Source organism: Zhihengliuella halotolerans, assembly GCF_004217565.1.
Taxonomy (GTDB): domain Bacteria; phylum Actinomycetota; class Actinomycetes; order Actinomycetales; family Micrococcaceae; genus Zhihengliuella; species Zhihengliuella halotolerans.
Genome location: NZ_SHLA01000001.1, coordinates 1007300 through 1021471 on the forward strand (window position 1 = coordinate 1007300; position 14172 = coordinate 1021471).

Sequence of the window (14172 nt, forward strand, 5' to 3'; positions counted from 1 at the left end):
CGGACCCCACGTAACACCGGCGACCACCCGCCGAAGCAATCTAGACTTTGGAGCAATCATGACGAGCACCGCAGCCACCGAAACCTATCTCATCCGCGGCGCCTCCCTCCTGGGCGGGGCGCCGACCGATCTCCTGCTCGCCGACGGGATCATCGCCGCAACCGGCGAGGCCGCAGCCGCTGACGAACGGGCCGCGCAGGCCGTCGTGGTCGACGCCGCAGGGCTCATCGCCCTCCCGGGCCTGGTCGACCTGCACACGCACCTGCGCGAACCCGGCCGCGAGGACGCCGAGACCGTCGAGACGGGCACCCGCGCTGCCGCGTTGGGCGGTTTCACGGCCGTGCACGCGATGGCGAACTCGAACCCGGTGGCCGACACCGCCGGCGTCGTCGAACAGGTCTGGAGCCTCGGCCGCCGCAGCGGCTGGGTCGACGTCCGGCCCGTCGGCGCCGTCACGGTCGGCCTCGCCGGCGAGCGGCTCTCCGAAATCGGCGCGATGGCCGAGTCCCGTGCCGGAGTCCGCGTCTTCTCCGACGACGGCATCTGCGTGCACGACCCGGTGCTGATGCGCCGCGCCCTCGAATACGTGAAGGCCTTCGGCGGCGTCGTCGCCCAGCACGCGCAGGAGCCGCGGCTGACCGAGGGCGCGCAGATGAACGAGGGTGACGTCTCCGCCGTCCTCGGCCTGCCGGGCTGGCCCGCCGTCGCCGAGGAGGCGATCATCGCCCGCGACGTCCTGCTCGCGGAGCACGTCGGCTCCCGCCTGCACGTCTGCCACGTCTCGACCGCCGGCAGCGTCGACATCATCCGCTGGGCCAAGTCCCGCGGCATCGACGTCACCGCCGAGGTCACCCCGCACCACCTGCTGCTGACCGATGAGAAGGCCCGTACCTACGACCCCGTCTTCAAGGTCAACCCGCCGCTGCGCCGCGAGGCCGACGTCATGGCCCTGCGCGAGGCCCTCGCCGACGGCACGATCGACATCATCGGCACCGACCACGCCCCGCACCCCACCGAGGCCAAGGAGTGCGAGTGGGCGCAGGCCGCGATGGGCATGACCGGGCTCGAGACCGCCCTGTCCGTCGTCCAGCACACGATGATCGAGACCGGAATGATGACCTGGGAGGACTTCGCGCGCGTCACGTCGACGACGCCGGCGGCGATCGGCCAGGTCGCGGACCAGGGCCGCCCGCTCGCGGCCGGCGAGCCCGCGAACGTCACCCTCGTCGACCCCGAGGCGCGCTGGATCGTCGATCCCGAGGCCATGGCCACCATGGGCCGCAACTCCCCGTTCTCGGGCCTCGAGCTGCCGGGCAGCGTCCGCGCGACGTTCTTCCACGGCACGGCCACGGTCCTGGACGGCGAGCTGAACAGCCCGCGGAGCGTGGGGGAGGACGCATGAGCGAGTACCTCCCCGCCATCCTGGCGACTCTGGCGGTGTGTGCGGTGTTCGTGCTGCTCATCGCCCTCGGGTGGCGCCACCGGCTCAAGCGACAGGGCCACGTGCCAGCGCCGGTCGCCGTCCCCGCCGAGCTCTCGGAGCCGCACGTGAGCGTAGAGGGCCAGTACGTCAGCACGACGACGGCCGGCGACTGGCTCGACCGGATCGCCGTGCATTCGCTCGGGTTCAAGGCGAACGCCACCCTGACCGTGCACCCCGAGGGTGCCCTCTTCGCCCGTGATGGCGCGCCGGACGTCTTCGTCCCGGTAGCCGACCTGACGAGCGTGCGGCGCGAATCGGGCATGGCCGGCAAATTCGTCGAGCGCGACGGGCTCGTCGTCGCCGAATGGACCCTCGGCACCCTCGCCGTCGACACCGGCTTCCGCCCCCGATTCGGGGACGACGGCGACGCAACCGTCGCCGCCCTCGACATGATCATCGCCGCGCACGCAGCCGAGACGCGCGGCCCACAGACCAACCACGTTGCTGAGAAGAAGGACACCAAGTGACTGCACAGACGAACCCCGAGCAGGCAACGCCTCGTTCGGCACAGGCCGAACCGGCCCTGCTGGTGCTTGAAGACGGACGGATCTTCCGCGGCCGCTCCTACGGTGCGCGTGGAACGACGCTCGGCGAGACCGTGTTCGCGACCGGCATGACCGGGTATCAGGAGACCATCACCGACCCGTCGTACGCGCGGCAGATCGTCGTTCAGACGGCCCCGCACATCGGCAACACCGGTGTGAACAGCGCAGATGCCGAGTCCCGCAGGATCTGGGTCTCCGGCTACGTCGTCCGCGACGCCGCCCGCCGCCCTTCGAACTGGCGCAGCGAGAAGGCGCTCGACGCCGAGCTCGAGGAGCAGGGAGTCATCGGCATCCAGGGCGTCGACACCCGGGCCATCACCCGCCACCTGCGCGAGGCCGGTTCCCTCAAGGGCGGCATCTTCTCGGGCGCGGACGCCCGCCGGCCCGAGGCGGACCTGATCGCCGAGGTCCAGGACCAGCCGTCCATGAAGGGCGCCCGCCTGGCCGAGGAGGTCACGGCCGAGGAGGCCTACGTCGTCGAGCCGGCCGACTGCGGCTGGGAGGGCGAGGCGCGCTACACGCTCGCCGCCGTAGACCTCGGCATCAAGGGCATGACCCCGTTCCGCTTCGCCGAGCGCGGGGTGCGCGTGCACGTGCTGCCGGCCACCTCAACCTACGAGGACATCGTGGCGCTCGACCCGGACGGCGTGTTCATGTCCAACGGGCCGGGCGACCCCGCCACCGCTGAAACCCAGGTGGCGCTGCTGCAGCGGGTCCTCGACGCCAAGACGCCGTTCTTCGGCATCTGCTTCGGCAACCAGATCCTGGGGCGCGCCCTCGGCTTCGGCACCTACAAGCTGCGCTTCGGCCACCGCGGTATCAACCAGCCCGTGATGGACAAGACCACCGGCAAGGTCGAGATCACCAGCCAGAACCACGGCTTCGCCGTCGACGCACCCACGCAGGGTGCTGTCGAGGCGCCGAACGAGCGCTACGGTCGGGTCGAGGTCAGCCACTACTCCCTCAACGACGACGTCGTCGAGGGGCTGCGCTGCCTGGATCTGCCAGCGTTCTCCGTGCAGTACCACCCGGAGGCCGCCGCGGGGCCGCACGACTCCGCCTACCTGTTCGACCGTTTCATCGACGTGATGGCGGCCAACACCGCATCGACCAAGGAAGAAAACTAATGCCGAAGCGCGAAGATCTGAAGTCCGTCCTCGTCATCGGCTCCGGCCCGATCGTGATCGGCCAGGCGGCCGAGTTCGACTACTCCGGAACGCAGGCCCTGCGGGTCCTGAAAGAGGAGGGGCTGCGCGTCATCCTGGTCAACTCGAACCCGGCGACGATCATGACCGACCCCGAGTTCGCCGACGCCACCTACGTTGAGCCGATCACGCCCGAAGTCATCGAGAAGATCATCGCTAAGGAGCGGCCCGATGCGATTCTGCCGACCCTCGGCGGGCAGACGGCCCTGAACGCGGCGATCGCCCTCGACAAGAACGGCGTGCTGGCCGAATACGACGTCGAGCTCATCGGCGCGAACATCGCCGCCATCGAGCTCGGTGAGGACCGCGAGAAGTTCAAGGGCGTCGTCGAGCGCTCCGGCGCGGAATCCGCCCGGTCGGTGATCGTGCACTCCATGGAGGAGGCCTTCGCGGCCGTCGACCAGCTCGGCTACCCGATGGTGGTGCGCCCCTCCTTCACGATGGGCGGGCTCGGCTCCGGCATGGCGTACAACGCTGAGGACCTGCGCCGCATCGCCGGCGCCGGCCTGCAGTACTCGCCGACCACCGAGGTGCTCCTCGAGGAGTCCATCCTCGGCTGGAAGGAGTACGAGCTCGAGATGATGCGCGACAAGAACGACAACGTTGTGGTCATCTGCTCGATCGAGAACTTCGACCCGGTCGGCGTCCACACGGGCGACTCCATCACCGTCGCACCGGCCATGACGCTGACCGACCGCGAGTATCAGCGGCTGCGCGACATCGCCATCAACGTCATCCGCGAGGTCGGTGTCGACACCGGCGGCTGCAACATCCAGTTCGCGATCGAGCCGGACACGGGCCGCGTCGTCGTCATCGAGATGAACCCGCGCGTCTCGCGCTCCTCGGCGCTGGCCTCCAAGGCGACCGGCTTCGCGATCGCGAAGATCGCCACGAAGCTCTCACTCGGCTACACCCTGGACGAGATCCCGAACGACATCACGAAGAAGACGCCGGCGAGCTTCGAACCGACCCTGGACTACGTCGTCGTCAAGGTCCCGCGCTTCGCGTTCGAGAAGTTCCCGGCCGCCGACAAGACGCTGACCACGACCATGAAGTCCGTCGGCGAGGCCATGGCCATCGGCCGCAACTTCACCGAGGCCCTGCAGAAGGCGCTGCGCTCGCTCGAGCAGAAGGGTGCCGAGCTGGAGTTCGACGCCCCGGGTGACGAGGAGATCGAGCAGCTGCTCGAGGCCTCGATCAAGGGCAGCACCGCGCGCCTGTCGAACGTGCAGCGCGCCCTGCTCGGCGGCGCGTCGATCGAGAAGGTCTTCGGCTACACGAAGATCGACCCCTGGTACCTCGACCAGCTCGTGCTCATCAACGAGATCGCGACGGAGATCCGCGAGGCCGAGAACCTCACCGAGGACGTGCTGCGCACGGCGAAGCGCCACGGCTTCTCGGACGCGCAGATCGGCAAGCTGCGGAACCTCGACGAGGCCGTCGTCCGCGGCGTCCGCCACGCGCTCGGAGTGCGCCCCGTCTACAAGACGGTCGACACCTGCGCGGCCGAGTTCGAGGCGTTCACCCCCTACCACTACTCGTCCTACGACGAGGAGAACGAAGTGGGCGCGCACGAGAAGCCGAGCATCATCATCCTCGGCTCCGGCCCGAACCGCATCGGCCAGGGCATCGAGTTCGACTACTCCTGCGTTCACGCCACGATGGCCCTGCGCGACGCCGGGTACGAGACCGTCATGGTCAATTGCAACCCGGAGACCGTCTCGACGGACTACGACACGGCCGATCGGCTCTACTTCGAGCCGTTGACGCTCGAGGACGTCCTCGAGGTCATCCACGCGGAGCAGGTCACGGGCGGCGTCCTCGGCGTCTACGTGCAGCTCGGCGGTCAGACCCCGCTGAAGCTCGCGGCCGACCTCAAGGCCGCCGGCGTCCCGATCCTCGGCACCTCGCCGGAGGCCATCGACCTCGCCGAGCACCGCGGCGCGTTCCAGCGCGTGCTCGACGCGGCCGGGCTGATCGCCCCCAAGAACGGCACCGCCGTGTCCTTCGAGGAGGCCAAGCGGATCGCCGACGAGATCGGCTACCCGGTCCTCGTCCGCCCCTCCTACGTGCTCGGCGGTCGTGGCATGGAAATCGTCTACGACGAGGCCAACCTCGCCCGCTACATCGAGAACGCCACCGAGATCACCCCGGACCACCCGGTCCTTGTCGACCGCTTCCTCGAGGACGCGATCGAGATCGACGTCGACGCCCTCTTCGACGGGACCGACCTGTACATGGGCGGAATCATGGAGCACATCGAGGAGGCCGGCATCCACTCCGGCGACTCTGCGTGCGTCCTGCCGCCCATCACGCTGGCCGCCGACGTCATCGACCGCGTTCGCGAGGCGACGGGGCACATCGCCGCCGGCGTCGGCGTGCGCGGCCTGATCAACATCCAGTTCGCGCTGGCCTCCGACGTCCTCTACGTCATCGAGGCCAACCCGCGCGCCAGCCGCACGGTGCCGTTCACGTCGAAGGCCACGGGCGTCCAGCTCGCGAAGGCCGCCGCCCTCATCGGCACGGGTGCGACCATCGGCGGGCTGCGCGAACAGGGTCTGCTGAACGCCGTCGGCGACGGTTCGACGCTGCCCGAGTCCGCCCCGATCTCGGTCAAGGAAGCGGTCCTGCCGTTCGCCCGCTTCCGGACCCCCGAGGGCAAGGTCGTGGATTCCCTGCTCGGCCCGGAGATGCGCTCCACGGGTGAGGTCATGGGCATCGACAAGCACTTCGACACGGCCTTCGCCAAGAGCCAGGCCGCGGCGAACAACCCGCTCCCGACCTCCGGCAGCGTCTTCGTCTCGGTGGCCAACCGCGACAAGCGCTCAATCGTCATCCCGATCAAGCACCTCGCCGATCTCGGCTTCGAGATCGTCTCCACGGGCGGCACCGCCGACGTGCTGCGCCGCAACGGCATCGAGGCCACCGTGGTTCGCAAGGTCCGCGAGGGGGTCGCCGAGGGCGAGGACAACATCGTCGACCTCGTCACCGACGGCAAGATCGACTTGATCCTGAACACGCCCTCCGGCGGCGACGCCCGCGGCGACGGCTACGAGATCCGCGCGGCCGCCACGAGCGTCGGCACGCCGGTCATCACGACCGTCGCCGAGCTGGGCGCAGCGATCCAGGCCATCACCGCGATGCGTCACTTCCAGTGGAACGTGACGAGCCTGCAGGAGCACGCGCGGACGATTTCCGCCGGACTGCGTGCCGCCGCCGAGGCAGTCGATGCCTGACGCGCAGCCGCAGCCGACCGCAGCTCGCGCCCCCTTCGGGCGGCGGCTCGCGGCCGCGATGGCGGACCGCGGGCCGCTGTGCGCTGGCATCGACCCCCACCCGTCGCTGCTGGCGCAGTGGGGCTTGGACGACGACGTCGCCGGGCTCAGGCGGTTCTCGCTCACCGCGCTCGAGGCGCTCGCGCCCGTCGCGGCGGCCGTCAAGCCGCAGGTCGCCCTGTTCGAGCGGCACGGTTCCGCCGGGCTCGCCGTGCTCGAGGAGCTGCTCGCGGCAGCCCGGGGGCTCGACGTGCTCTCGATCGCAGATGCCAAGCGCGGGGACATCGGCTCGACGATGGCGGCGTACGCCGACGCGTGGCTGGGGGAGGGCTCGCCCCTCGCGGCTGACTCCGTGACCCTGAGCCCGTACCTCGGCTACGAGTCGTTGCGGCCCGCGATCGATCTGGCCCAGCGCACCGGCCGCGGTGTCTTCGTGCTCGGACTCACCTCCAATCCCGAGGGAGCCAGCGTCCAGCACGTCGGTGCTCAGGCCTCCGTGGCCAAACGCATCATCGAGGCGGCGGGCACCGACAACGCGGGCGACGACGTCGTCCCCGGCCCCAGCGCCCCGGCGCTCGGTTCCGTCGGGCTCGTCATCGGGGCCACCGTGGGCGAGGCGCTCGAGGAACTGGGGATCGACCTCGCCGCGACCCGCGCGCCCGTGCTCGCCCCGGGCTTCGGGGCCCAGGGCGCCACGGCCGAGGACATGCGCCGGACCTTCGGCGGTGCCTGGGAGCAGGTGCTCGCGACGAGCAGCCGCGGCATCCTGGCCGCCGGTCCGGATGCGGCCGGGCTGCGTGCGGCCGCCGAGAAGGCGCGCGACGAGCTGGCCTAGTCTGCGGATCGCAGGTGCGGGGTGAGATTTCCCACCCCGCACCTATATCCAATCTTGAGCAAAATCCTTGCCGCAAACCATTGCGCCTGACCACCCGGTTCGCTAGGTTCAGAGCCACAGCGTCTTGTTTACAAGACGGCCTAGTCAACCAAGGGGAAGAGCGACATGGTCCTGAAATCGCTGTCAGACGAAGATCGCGCGAATGCGCGGGCCAAGGCCCTGCGCTCCCGTACCCGACGTGCCGAGATCAAGGAAGCCTTCCGAACGGGTAACATCTCCATCGGCGATGTGATGGAACTCGGGGCCTCCGACGAGGCGGTCGGGCGCCTTCGCGTCGCTGACCTGCTCGAATCCGTCCCGGGCGTGGGCCAGGTCCGTGCCGCCGCGCTCATGGAGCGTCTGGGGATCTCCGCGAACCGCCGAGTCCGCGGACTCGGGCGCAAACAACAGGCGGCGCTGATCGAGCACTTCGCCGACTGACCTCCACGAAAGGCACCATGTCCGCCACACGCCAGCCGCAGGTAACTGTCCTGGCCGGCCCCACCGCCGTTGGCAAGGGGACCGTCTCCACATACATCCGCGACAACTACCCGGATGTCTGGCTGTCCGTCTCGGCCACGACGCGCGACCCGCGCCCCGGCGAGCAGGACGGGGTGCACTACTACTTCATCGACCGGGACGAATTCCAGCGCCTGGCCGACACCGGGCGGATGCTGGAGTGGGCCGTCGTGCACGGCAAGAACTGCTACGGCACGATCCGGGACAAAGTCCAGGCGGCCGCCGAGGACGGAAAGCACGTGCTGTTGGAGATCGATCTGCAGGGCGCACGCCAGGTCAAAGCCTCTATGCCCGAGGCCAAATTCGTCTTCCTGGCACCGCCGTCGTGGGACGAACTCGTGCGCCGACTCATCGGCCGCGGCACGGAATCTCCCGAGGAGCAGCAGAGACGGCTGGAAACCGCTAAACTGGAACTTGCTGCCGAGTCGGAGTTCGACGTCACGATCGTGAACGACGACGTCCGGCGCGCTGCGGACGAACTGGTCGGCCTCATGGGTCTGGCCCCGCACCAGCGCTGAGAACCGGCTCCACCGAACGACTTTCTACAGAATTTGGAGACTTCGTGTCCACGAACCTTGAGGGCGTCATCAACCCGCCGATCGACGACCTGCTGAAGACCACCGACTCGAAGTACGCACTGGTCATCAACTCGGCCAAGCGTGCACGTCAGATCAACGCTTACTACGCCCAGCTGCACGAGGGCCTCTTCGAGTACGTCGGCCCGCTCGTCGACACCAAGCTCAACGAGAAGCCGCTCTCGATCGCCCTGCGCGAGATCAACGAGGGCCTGCTTCAGGTCACCGAGGCGACCGACAAGCCGGCCGAGTAATCCGGCTCGAGCGCTGAGAGCTGAACGTATGTCGCAGCAGCGAATCGTCCTAGGGGTGTGCGGCGGTATCGCCGCCTACAAGGCCGCTTTGCTGCTGCGGCTTTTTAAGGAGGACGGCTTCCACGTCGACGTCGTGCCCACGGCGAACGCTCTGGAATTCGTCGGCCGGCCCACGTGGGAGGCGCTCAGCGGCAACCCCGTGACCGACAGCGTGTTCGACGCGGTCGAGACCGTGAACCACGTCCGCCTCGGCCAGGCGGCCGACCTGGTCGTCGTCGCCCCCGCCACCGCCGACCTGCTCGGCCGCGCCGCCGCCGGGCTCGCGAACGACCTGCTGACCAACACGCTGCTGGCCACCCGGGCCCCGGTACTGATGGCCCCGGCCATGCACACCGAGATGTGGGAACACGGTGCCACGCGCGCAAACGTCGCGACGCTGCGCGAGCGCGGCGTCGCGGTACTGGACCCCGCCGTCGGCCGCCTGACGGGGGTCGACACCGGGCCCGGGCGCCTGCCCGAGCCGGAGGACATCTACGCGGCCGCACGTGCGCTCCTCGGCGGAAGCGCCCTCGACGTGGAGCGACCGCTCGCCGGTCGCACCGTCGTCGTCACGGCCGGCGGCACCCGTGAGCCGCTGGACCCCGTTCGTTTTCTCGGCAATCGATCCTCGGGCAAGCAGGGCATCGCCGTAGCGAAGGCCCTCTCCGCGGCCGGCGCGACCGTGCGATTCGTGGCGGCCCACATGGATCAGCCCGCACCCGAGGGCGTCGAGCTGAGCGTGGCGGGTACAGCCGTCGAGCTGCGCGCCGCCGTGCGCGAGGCCGTCCGCGGGGCCGACGGGCTCGTCATGGCTGCGGCCGTCGCGGACTTCCGGCCCGCCGCCTACAACGATTCCAAGATCAAGAAGACTGGCGACGACGGCGCACCCACGATCGAGCTGGTGCGCAACCCCGACATCCTCGCCGAGATCGTCGCCGAGCGACGTGCCGGGGCCGAGCTGCCCGAGGTCATCGTCGGCTTCGCGGCAGAGACCGGTGACGAGGCCGCGAGCGTCGAGGAGTACGGCCGCGCCAAGCTCGCGCGCAAGGGCTGCGACGTGCTCGTGGTCAACGAGGTTGGCGAGCAGAAGGGTTTCGGCCGGGACGAGAACGCGGCCACGCTGCTCTTCCGCGAGGACGCCCCCGGAGGCCCCCGCGCGCCCGAGCATGTCGCCGGCAGCAAGGACGACGTGGCCCGGAAGGTCGCGGACGTCATGGGTGAGGCTTTCAACCGGTAAAGTGGATCGGGTGACTGAAGCCAACTCCCTCCGCCTGTTTAGTTCCGAATCGGTGACCGAAGGCCACCCGGACAAGATCTGCGACCAGATCAGCGACGCGATCCTGGACGCGATGCTGGCCCAGGACGCCAACTCGCGCGTCGCCGTCGAGACGATGACGACCACCGGCCTCGTGCACGTCGCCGGCGAAGTCACGACTGAAGGCTACGTCGAGATTCCGCGCCTGGTCCGCGACACGATCCTCGACATCGGCTACGACTCTTCCGCGAACGGGTTCGACGGGGAGCGCTGCGGCGTCTCCATCTCCATCGGGCAGCAGTCCCCGGAGATCTCCGACGGCGTCAGCACCTCCCTCGAGGTTCGCAACGGCTCGGCGAGCGACCCCCGCGACGCGCAGGGCGCGGGCGACCAGGGCCTCATGTTCGGCTATGCCACGGACGAGACCACGGCGCAGATGCCGACCCCCATCTATCTCGCGCACCGCCTCTCCGAGCGCCTGACCGACGTGCGCAAGTCCGGCTCCCAGCCGCTGCTGCGCCCGGACGGCAAGACGCAGGTCACGATCGGCTACGACGGCGACACGCCTGTCGCCGTCGACACCGTCGTCGTCTCCGCCCAGCACGCCCGCGAGCTCGAACTCGGCGACCTCCAGCAGATCCTCGACGCCGACGTCGTCCGCCCCGTGCTCGAGGGCCTGGACCTCGAGCTGGACACCTCCAACACCAAGATCATCCTGAACCCGGCCGGGAAGTTCATCGTCGGTGGCCCTGTGGGCGACGCCGGCCTGACCGGCCGGAAGATCATCGTCGACACGTACGGCGGCTTCGCCCGCCACGGCGGCGGCGCCTTCTCCGGCAAGGATCCGTCGAAGGTGGACCGCTCCGCGGCGTACGCGATGCGCTGGGTGGCCAAGAACATCGTCGCCGCGGGTCTGGCCCGCCGCGTCGAAGTGCAGGTTGCCTACGCGATCGGCCAGGCCCGTCCGGTCGGGCTCTACGTCGAGACGTTCGGCACGGAGACTGTGGACCCGGCGCGCCTGCCCGCGGCGATCCAGGAGGTCTTCGACCTGCGCCCGCTGGGCATCATCGAGGAGCTCGACCTGCTTCGCCCGATCTACAAGCGCACGGCGGCCCACGGGCACTTCGGCCGCGACGGCGAGGGCTTCCCGTGGGAGGCCACGAACCGCACCGACGCACTGCGCCGCTACTTCAACGCGTAGGACGGGCACGAGGGTGGACGTATCGCAGCCGTCCCTCCTGCAGGGCTTCGACGTCAGCCGGCCGGCGCCCGGCGGTCCCCGCCTCGCAGAGCACCTGCCGGTGGCCCGTGTGCTCCTGGAGACCCCGGTCCCGCACCTGGATCAGCTCTACGACTACGCGGTGACGGCGGAGCTCGACGAACAGGCCGTGGCCGGTACCCGCGTTCGTGTCCGCTTCGGCGGTCAGGAGCTCGGAGGGTTCATCACCGAGCGCCGCGCCGAGACCGACGCGGGCGTCAAGCTGCAACCACTGCACAAGGTCGTCTCGCCCGAGCCGGTCCTGTCCGCGCACGTGCTCGCGCTCTGCCAGGCTGTTGCGGCCCGCTACGCCGGCGTCGTCTCGGACGTCGTCCGCGCCGCCGTGCCGCCGCGCATGGCGCGCGTCGAGAAGGAGGAGCGCCCCGCGTGGGGCGAGCCCGCGCCCGCGCCCGAAGCCACCGCCGAATCCCTCGCCGCGTACGACGGCGGTACGGCCTTCCTGGGGGAGCTCGCCGGAGGTGCGGCGCCGCGCGCGGTCATCACGCTCGCCCCCAACGTGCCTGCGCCTCAGCCAGCTGGGAATGGTGGGGGAGCCGCGTGGCTGCAGGCGATTGCTTCGGCCGTCGCAGCAGCCGTCGCGGCCGGCCGCGGCGCCGTCGTCGTCGCCCCCGACCAGCGAGACGTCGACCGGTTGTGCGAATTCTTCGACGCCGTCTTCGGCGCCACCGCCTACGCCCGGCTCACCGCCGACGACGGCGCCACCGCTCGCTACCGCAACTTCCTCGCGGTCAGCCGCGGCGACGTGCGGATCGCCGTGGGCACGCGCTCCGCGGCCTTCGCGCCCGTTGCGGATCTCGGCCTCGCGGTGCTCTGGGAGGATCACGATACATCGCACGCCGAGCCGCGCAGTCCGTACCAGCACGCACGGGAGATCCTGCTGCTGCGCAGCGAGCTGGAGGGATGCGGCCTGCTGATCGCCGGCTGGTCGCGCTCGCCCGAGGCCCATCGGTTGGTTCTCACGGGCTGGGCGCGCGAGCTGAAGCTGCCCCGCCCGGTCCTGCGGCGGCGGGCGCCGCGCGTGCTCGCGACGTCGGACTCGTACGAGGTCGAACGCGACCCGACTCTGCACGCCGCCCGGCTGCCGCGCGCCGCCTGGCAGGCCGCGCACGACGGGCTGGCGCGCGGGCCCGTGCTCGTCCAGGTCGCCCGCACCGGCTTCATCCCGGCCCTGCGCTGCGAACGCTGCCGCGAGCCGGCCCGCTGCCTCGACTGCAACGGCCCGCTCGAGCTCGGATCGCGCGAGGCCGCCCCGCGCTGCCGCTGGTGCGGGACGTTTGCCCACGGGTGGGCGTGCCTGAGCTGCGGCTTCCAGCGCCTTCGCGCCTCCTCGATCGGTGCTGATCGCACGGCCGAAGAGCTCGGACGCGCCTTTCCCCAGGCCCGGGTGGTCTCGGCGACCGGGGCGAATCCCCGCGCTTCGGTTTCCGGCTCTGGTGTGCTCGTGGTCGCGACCCCCGGCGCTGAGCCCGTGGCCGTGGACGGCTACGCCGCCGTCCTGCTGCTGGACGGCGACCGAATGCTCGCGCGCGACTCGCTGCGCACCGCGGAGGAGGTCCTGCACCGCTGGTTCGCCGCCGCCGCACTCGGCCGCGCCCGCGACGACGGCGGGGTGGTCGTGGCCACAGCCGCAGAATCTGAGGTGCTGCGAGCTTTCGTCCGTTGGGACGCGCCCGGGTTCGCCGAGCGGGAGTTGGTCGAACGGCGCGAGCTGGGCCTGCCGCCCGCAGTGCGCAGTGCCGTCGTCACGGGTCCGTCCGCGGCCGCCGACGCCTTCGTCGGCGCCCTCGAGCTGCCCGCTGAGGTGCGCCGGATCGGGCCGGTGATCCTCGAAGAGGAGGAAACAGTGAAGCACCGGTGGCTGCTGTTCTTCCGGCACGCCGACGGGACGGCCGTGACGGGGCGGCTGCGCGAGGCCAAAGCAGTGTCTTCCGCGAACCGCGAACCCATCGTCAATGTCCGTGTCGACGGAGACACTCAGCTCTAGCGTGCCGCGAACTCCGCGACCAGAGCGGCGGCGGAGCCGGCGGCCTCGTAGTGCACGAGGTGGCCGACGTCGTCGAGCATCGCCAGCCGGGCGTCCGGGAAGAGGGTCGCGAGGTGCTGCTGGGACGCGGGACTGCCGAGTTCGTCTTCGACGCCGGCGATGAGCAGGGTCGTCAGCGGGACGGCTGCCGCGTAGTCGCGAACGGTACTGGTGATCGACGCCTCGAAAGCCTGCAGCAGTGCGCGGCGGCTGCCGAAGCCGCCGAAGTACAGCCGGTGCTGCCGGCGCACGTACTCGCGCGTGGCGCGGTCCCGCGACTTGGTCATGGTCAGGCTCATGATGTCGGTGACGAGCCGCCAGCGCAGCAATGCCTCCCCGGGCCGGGTGGGCAGGGCAGCGCCGAGCAGGTAGAAGAGGTGCGCGAGGCGGGAGAGCAGGGCCTCGGAGCCCTCGAGCGCCGGCTCGCTGATCGGGTTGATCAGGATCACGCGCGACCACCGCTCCGGGTGGGTCGCCGCGTGCGCCGCGGCCACGATGGAGCCGAACGAGTGGCCGAGCAGCCTCGCGTCGGCCGGGACCTCGAGCTGTACGAGCAGTTCCTGCAGGGCCGCGGCGTAGCCGCCGATGTCGTGGCGGTGGCCGGAGGACTCTGGTAGGTCGCTGGACGCGCCGAAGCCCGGCAGGTCCGGGACCACGACGGTGAAGTGCTCCAGCCCGTCGATGACGCGGGCGAGGCCGTGGTGGTCCCCCCGGAAACCGTGCACGGCCACGATCACTGGTGGCGTTCGGCCCGCCATGGACTGGCCCGGGTACGTCCAGCAGCGGACCGTCGCTCCGTGGACGGCATGGGTGCTGATGAGGGCGCGTCGAGAGGTCATGGTGACA

At 70.3% G+C, this 14172-nt stretch carries 12 protein-coding genes; 11 read left to right on the top strand and 1 reads right to left on the bottom strand.

Annotated elements, in window-relative coordinates; genetic code table 11:
• Positions 1-58: 58 nt before the first annotated feature.
• The 11 genes from EV380_RS04490 (at position 59) to EV380_RS04540 (ending at position 13287) form a co-directional block, all read left to right on the top strand.
• Positions 59-1402 carry a dihydroorotase gene (locus tag EV380_RS04490; RefSeq protein ID WP_102158294.1) on the top strand — a complete coding sequence of 448 codons (1344 nt, stop codon included), beginning with the start codon at positions 59-61 and terminating at the stop codon, positions 1400-1402.
• The gene (locus EV380_RS04495) at positions 1399-1950 is read left to right on the top strand and encodes a PH-like domain-containing protein (RefSeq protein WP_102158295.1); all 552 of its coding nucleotides are present in this window, start codon (positions 1399-1401) and stop codon (positions 1948-1950) included. The genes EV380_RS04490 and EV380_RS04495 overlap by 4 nt, the downstream gene beginning before the upstream one ends.
• Positions 1947-3155 carry a glutamine-hydrolyzing carbamoyl-phosphate synthase small subunit gene (carA, locus tag EV380_RS04500; RefSeq protein ID WP_130449622.1) on the top strand — a complete coding sequence of 403 codons (1209 nt, stop codon included), beginning with the start codon at positions 1947-1949 and terminating at the stop codon, positions 3153-3155. Before EV380_RS04495 ends, carA begins: the two co-directional genes overlap by 4 nt.
• Positions 3155-6469: a carbamoyl-phosphate synthase large subunit gene (gene carB, locus EV380_RS04505; RefSeq protein WP_130449624.1), complete on the top strand. Its 3315-nt coding sequence runs from the start codon at positions 3155-3157 to the stop codon at positions 6467-6469. The genes carA and carB overlap by 1 nt, the downstream gene beginning before the upstream one ends.
• On the top strand, positions 6462-7343 hold the full coding sequence (gene pyrF / locus EV380_RS04510) for an orotidine-5'-phosphate decarboxylase (protein ID WP_130449626.1): 882 nt from the start codon (positions 6462-6464) through the stop codon (positions 7341-7343). The genes carB and pyrF overlap by 8 nt, the downstream gene beginning before the upstream one ends.
• Positions 7344-7508: 165 nt before the next feature.
• Positions 7509-7823 carry an integration host factor, actinobacterial type gene (gene mihF, locus EV380_RS04515; protein ID WP_102158298.1) on the top strand — a complete coding sequence of 105 codons (315 nt, stop codon included), beginning with the start codon at positions 7509-7511 and terminating at the stop codon, positions 7821-7823.
• Positions 7824-7840: 17 nt separating this feature from the next.
• Positions 7841-8419, top strand: a complete 579-nt coding sequence (gene gmk / locus EV380_RS04520; RefSeq protein WP_102158299.1) for a guanylate kinase — start codon at positions 7841-7843, stop codon at positions 8417-8419.
• A 44-nt stretch (positions 8420-8463) separates the two neighbouring features.
• The gene (gene rpoZ, locus EV380_RS04525; protein WP_102158300.1) at positions 8464-8730 is read left to right on the top strand and encodes a DNA-directed RNA polymerase subunit omega; all 267 of its coding nucleotides are present in this window, start codon (positions 8464-8466) and stop codon (positions 8728-8730) included.
• A 28-nt stretch (positions 8731-8758) separates the two neighbouring features.
• On the top strand, positions 8759-10006 hold the full coding sequence (coaBC, locus tag EV380_RS04530) for a bifunctional phosphopantothenoylcysteine decarboxylase/phosphopantothenate--cysteine ligase CoaBC (protein WP_130449628.1): 1248 nt from the start codon (positions 8759-8761) through the stop codon (positions 10004-10006).
• 10 nt (positions 10007-10016) lie between these two features.
• A complete protein-coding gene (gene metK / locus EV380_RS04535; RefSeq protein ID WP_242607501.1) occupies positions 10017-11225 on the top strand; it encodes a methionine adenosyltransferase in 1209 nt (402 codons plus the stop codon).
• A gap of 13 nt (positions 11226-11238) precedes the next feature.
• Positions 11239-13287: a primosomal protein N' gene (locus tag EV380_RS04540; RefSeq protein ID WP_130449632.1), complete on the top strand. Its 2049-nt coding sequence runs from the start codon at positions 11239-11241 to the stop codon at positions 13285-13287.
• Here the strand turns inward: EV380_RS04540 and EV380_RS04545 are convergent.
• Positions 13284-14165, bottom strand: coding sequence for an alpha/beta fold hydrolase (locus EV380_RS04545; RefSeq protein ID WP_130449634.1), 882 nt, complete (start codon positions 14163-14165; stop codon positions 13284-13286). The two genes, EV380_RS04540 and EV380_RS04545, sit on opposite strands and share 4 nt — an antisense overlap.
• Positions 14166-14172: the final 7 nt, after the last annotated feature.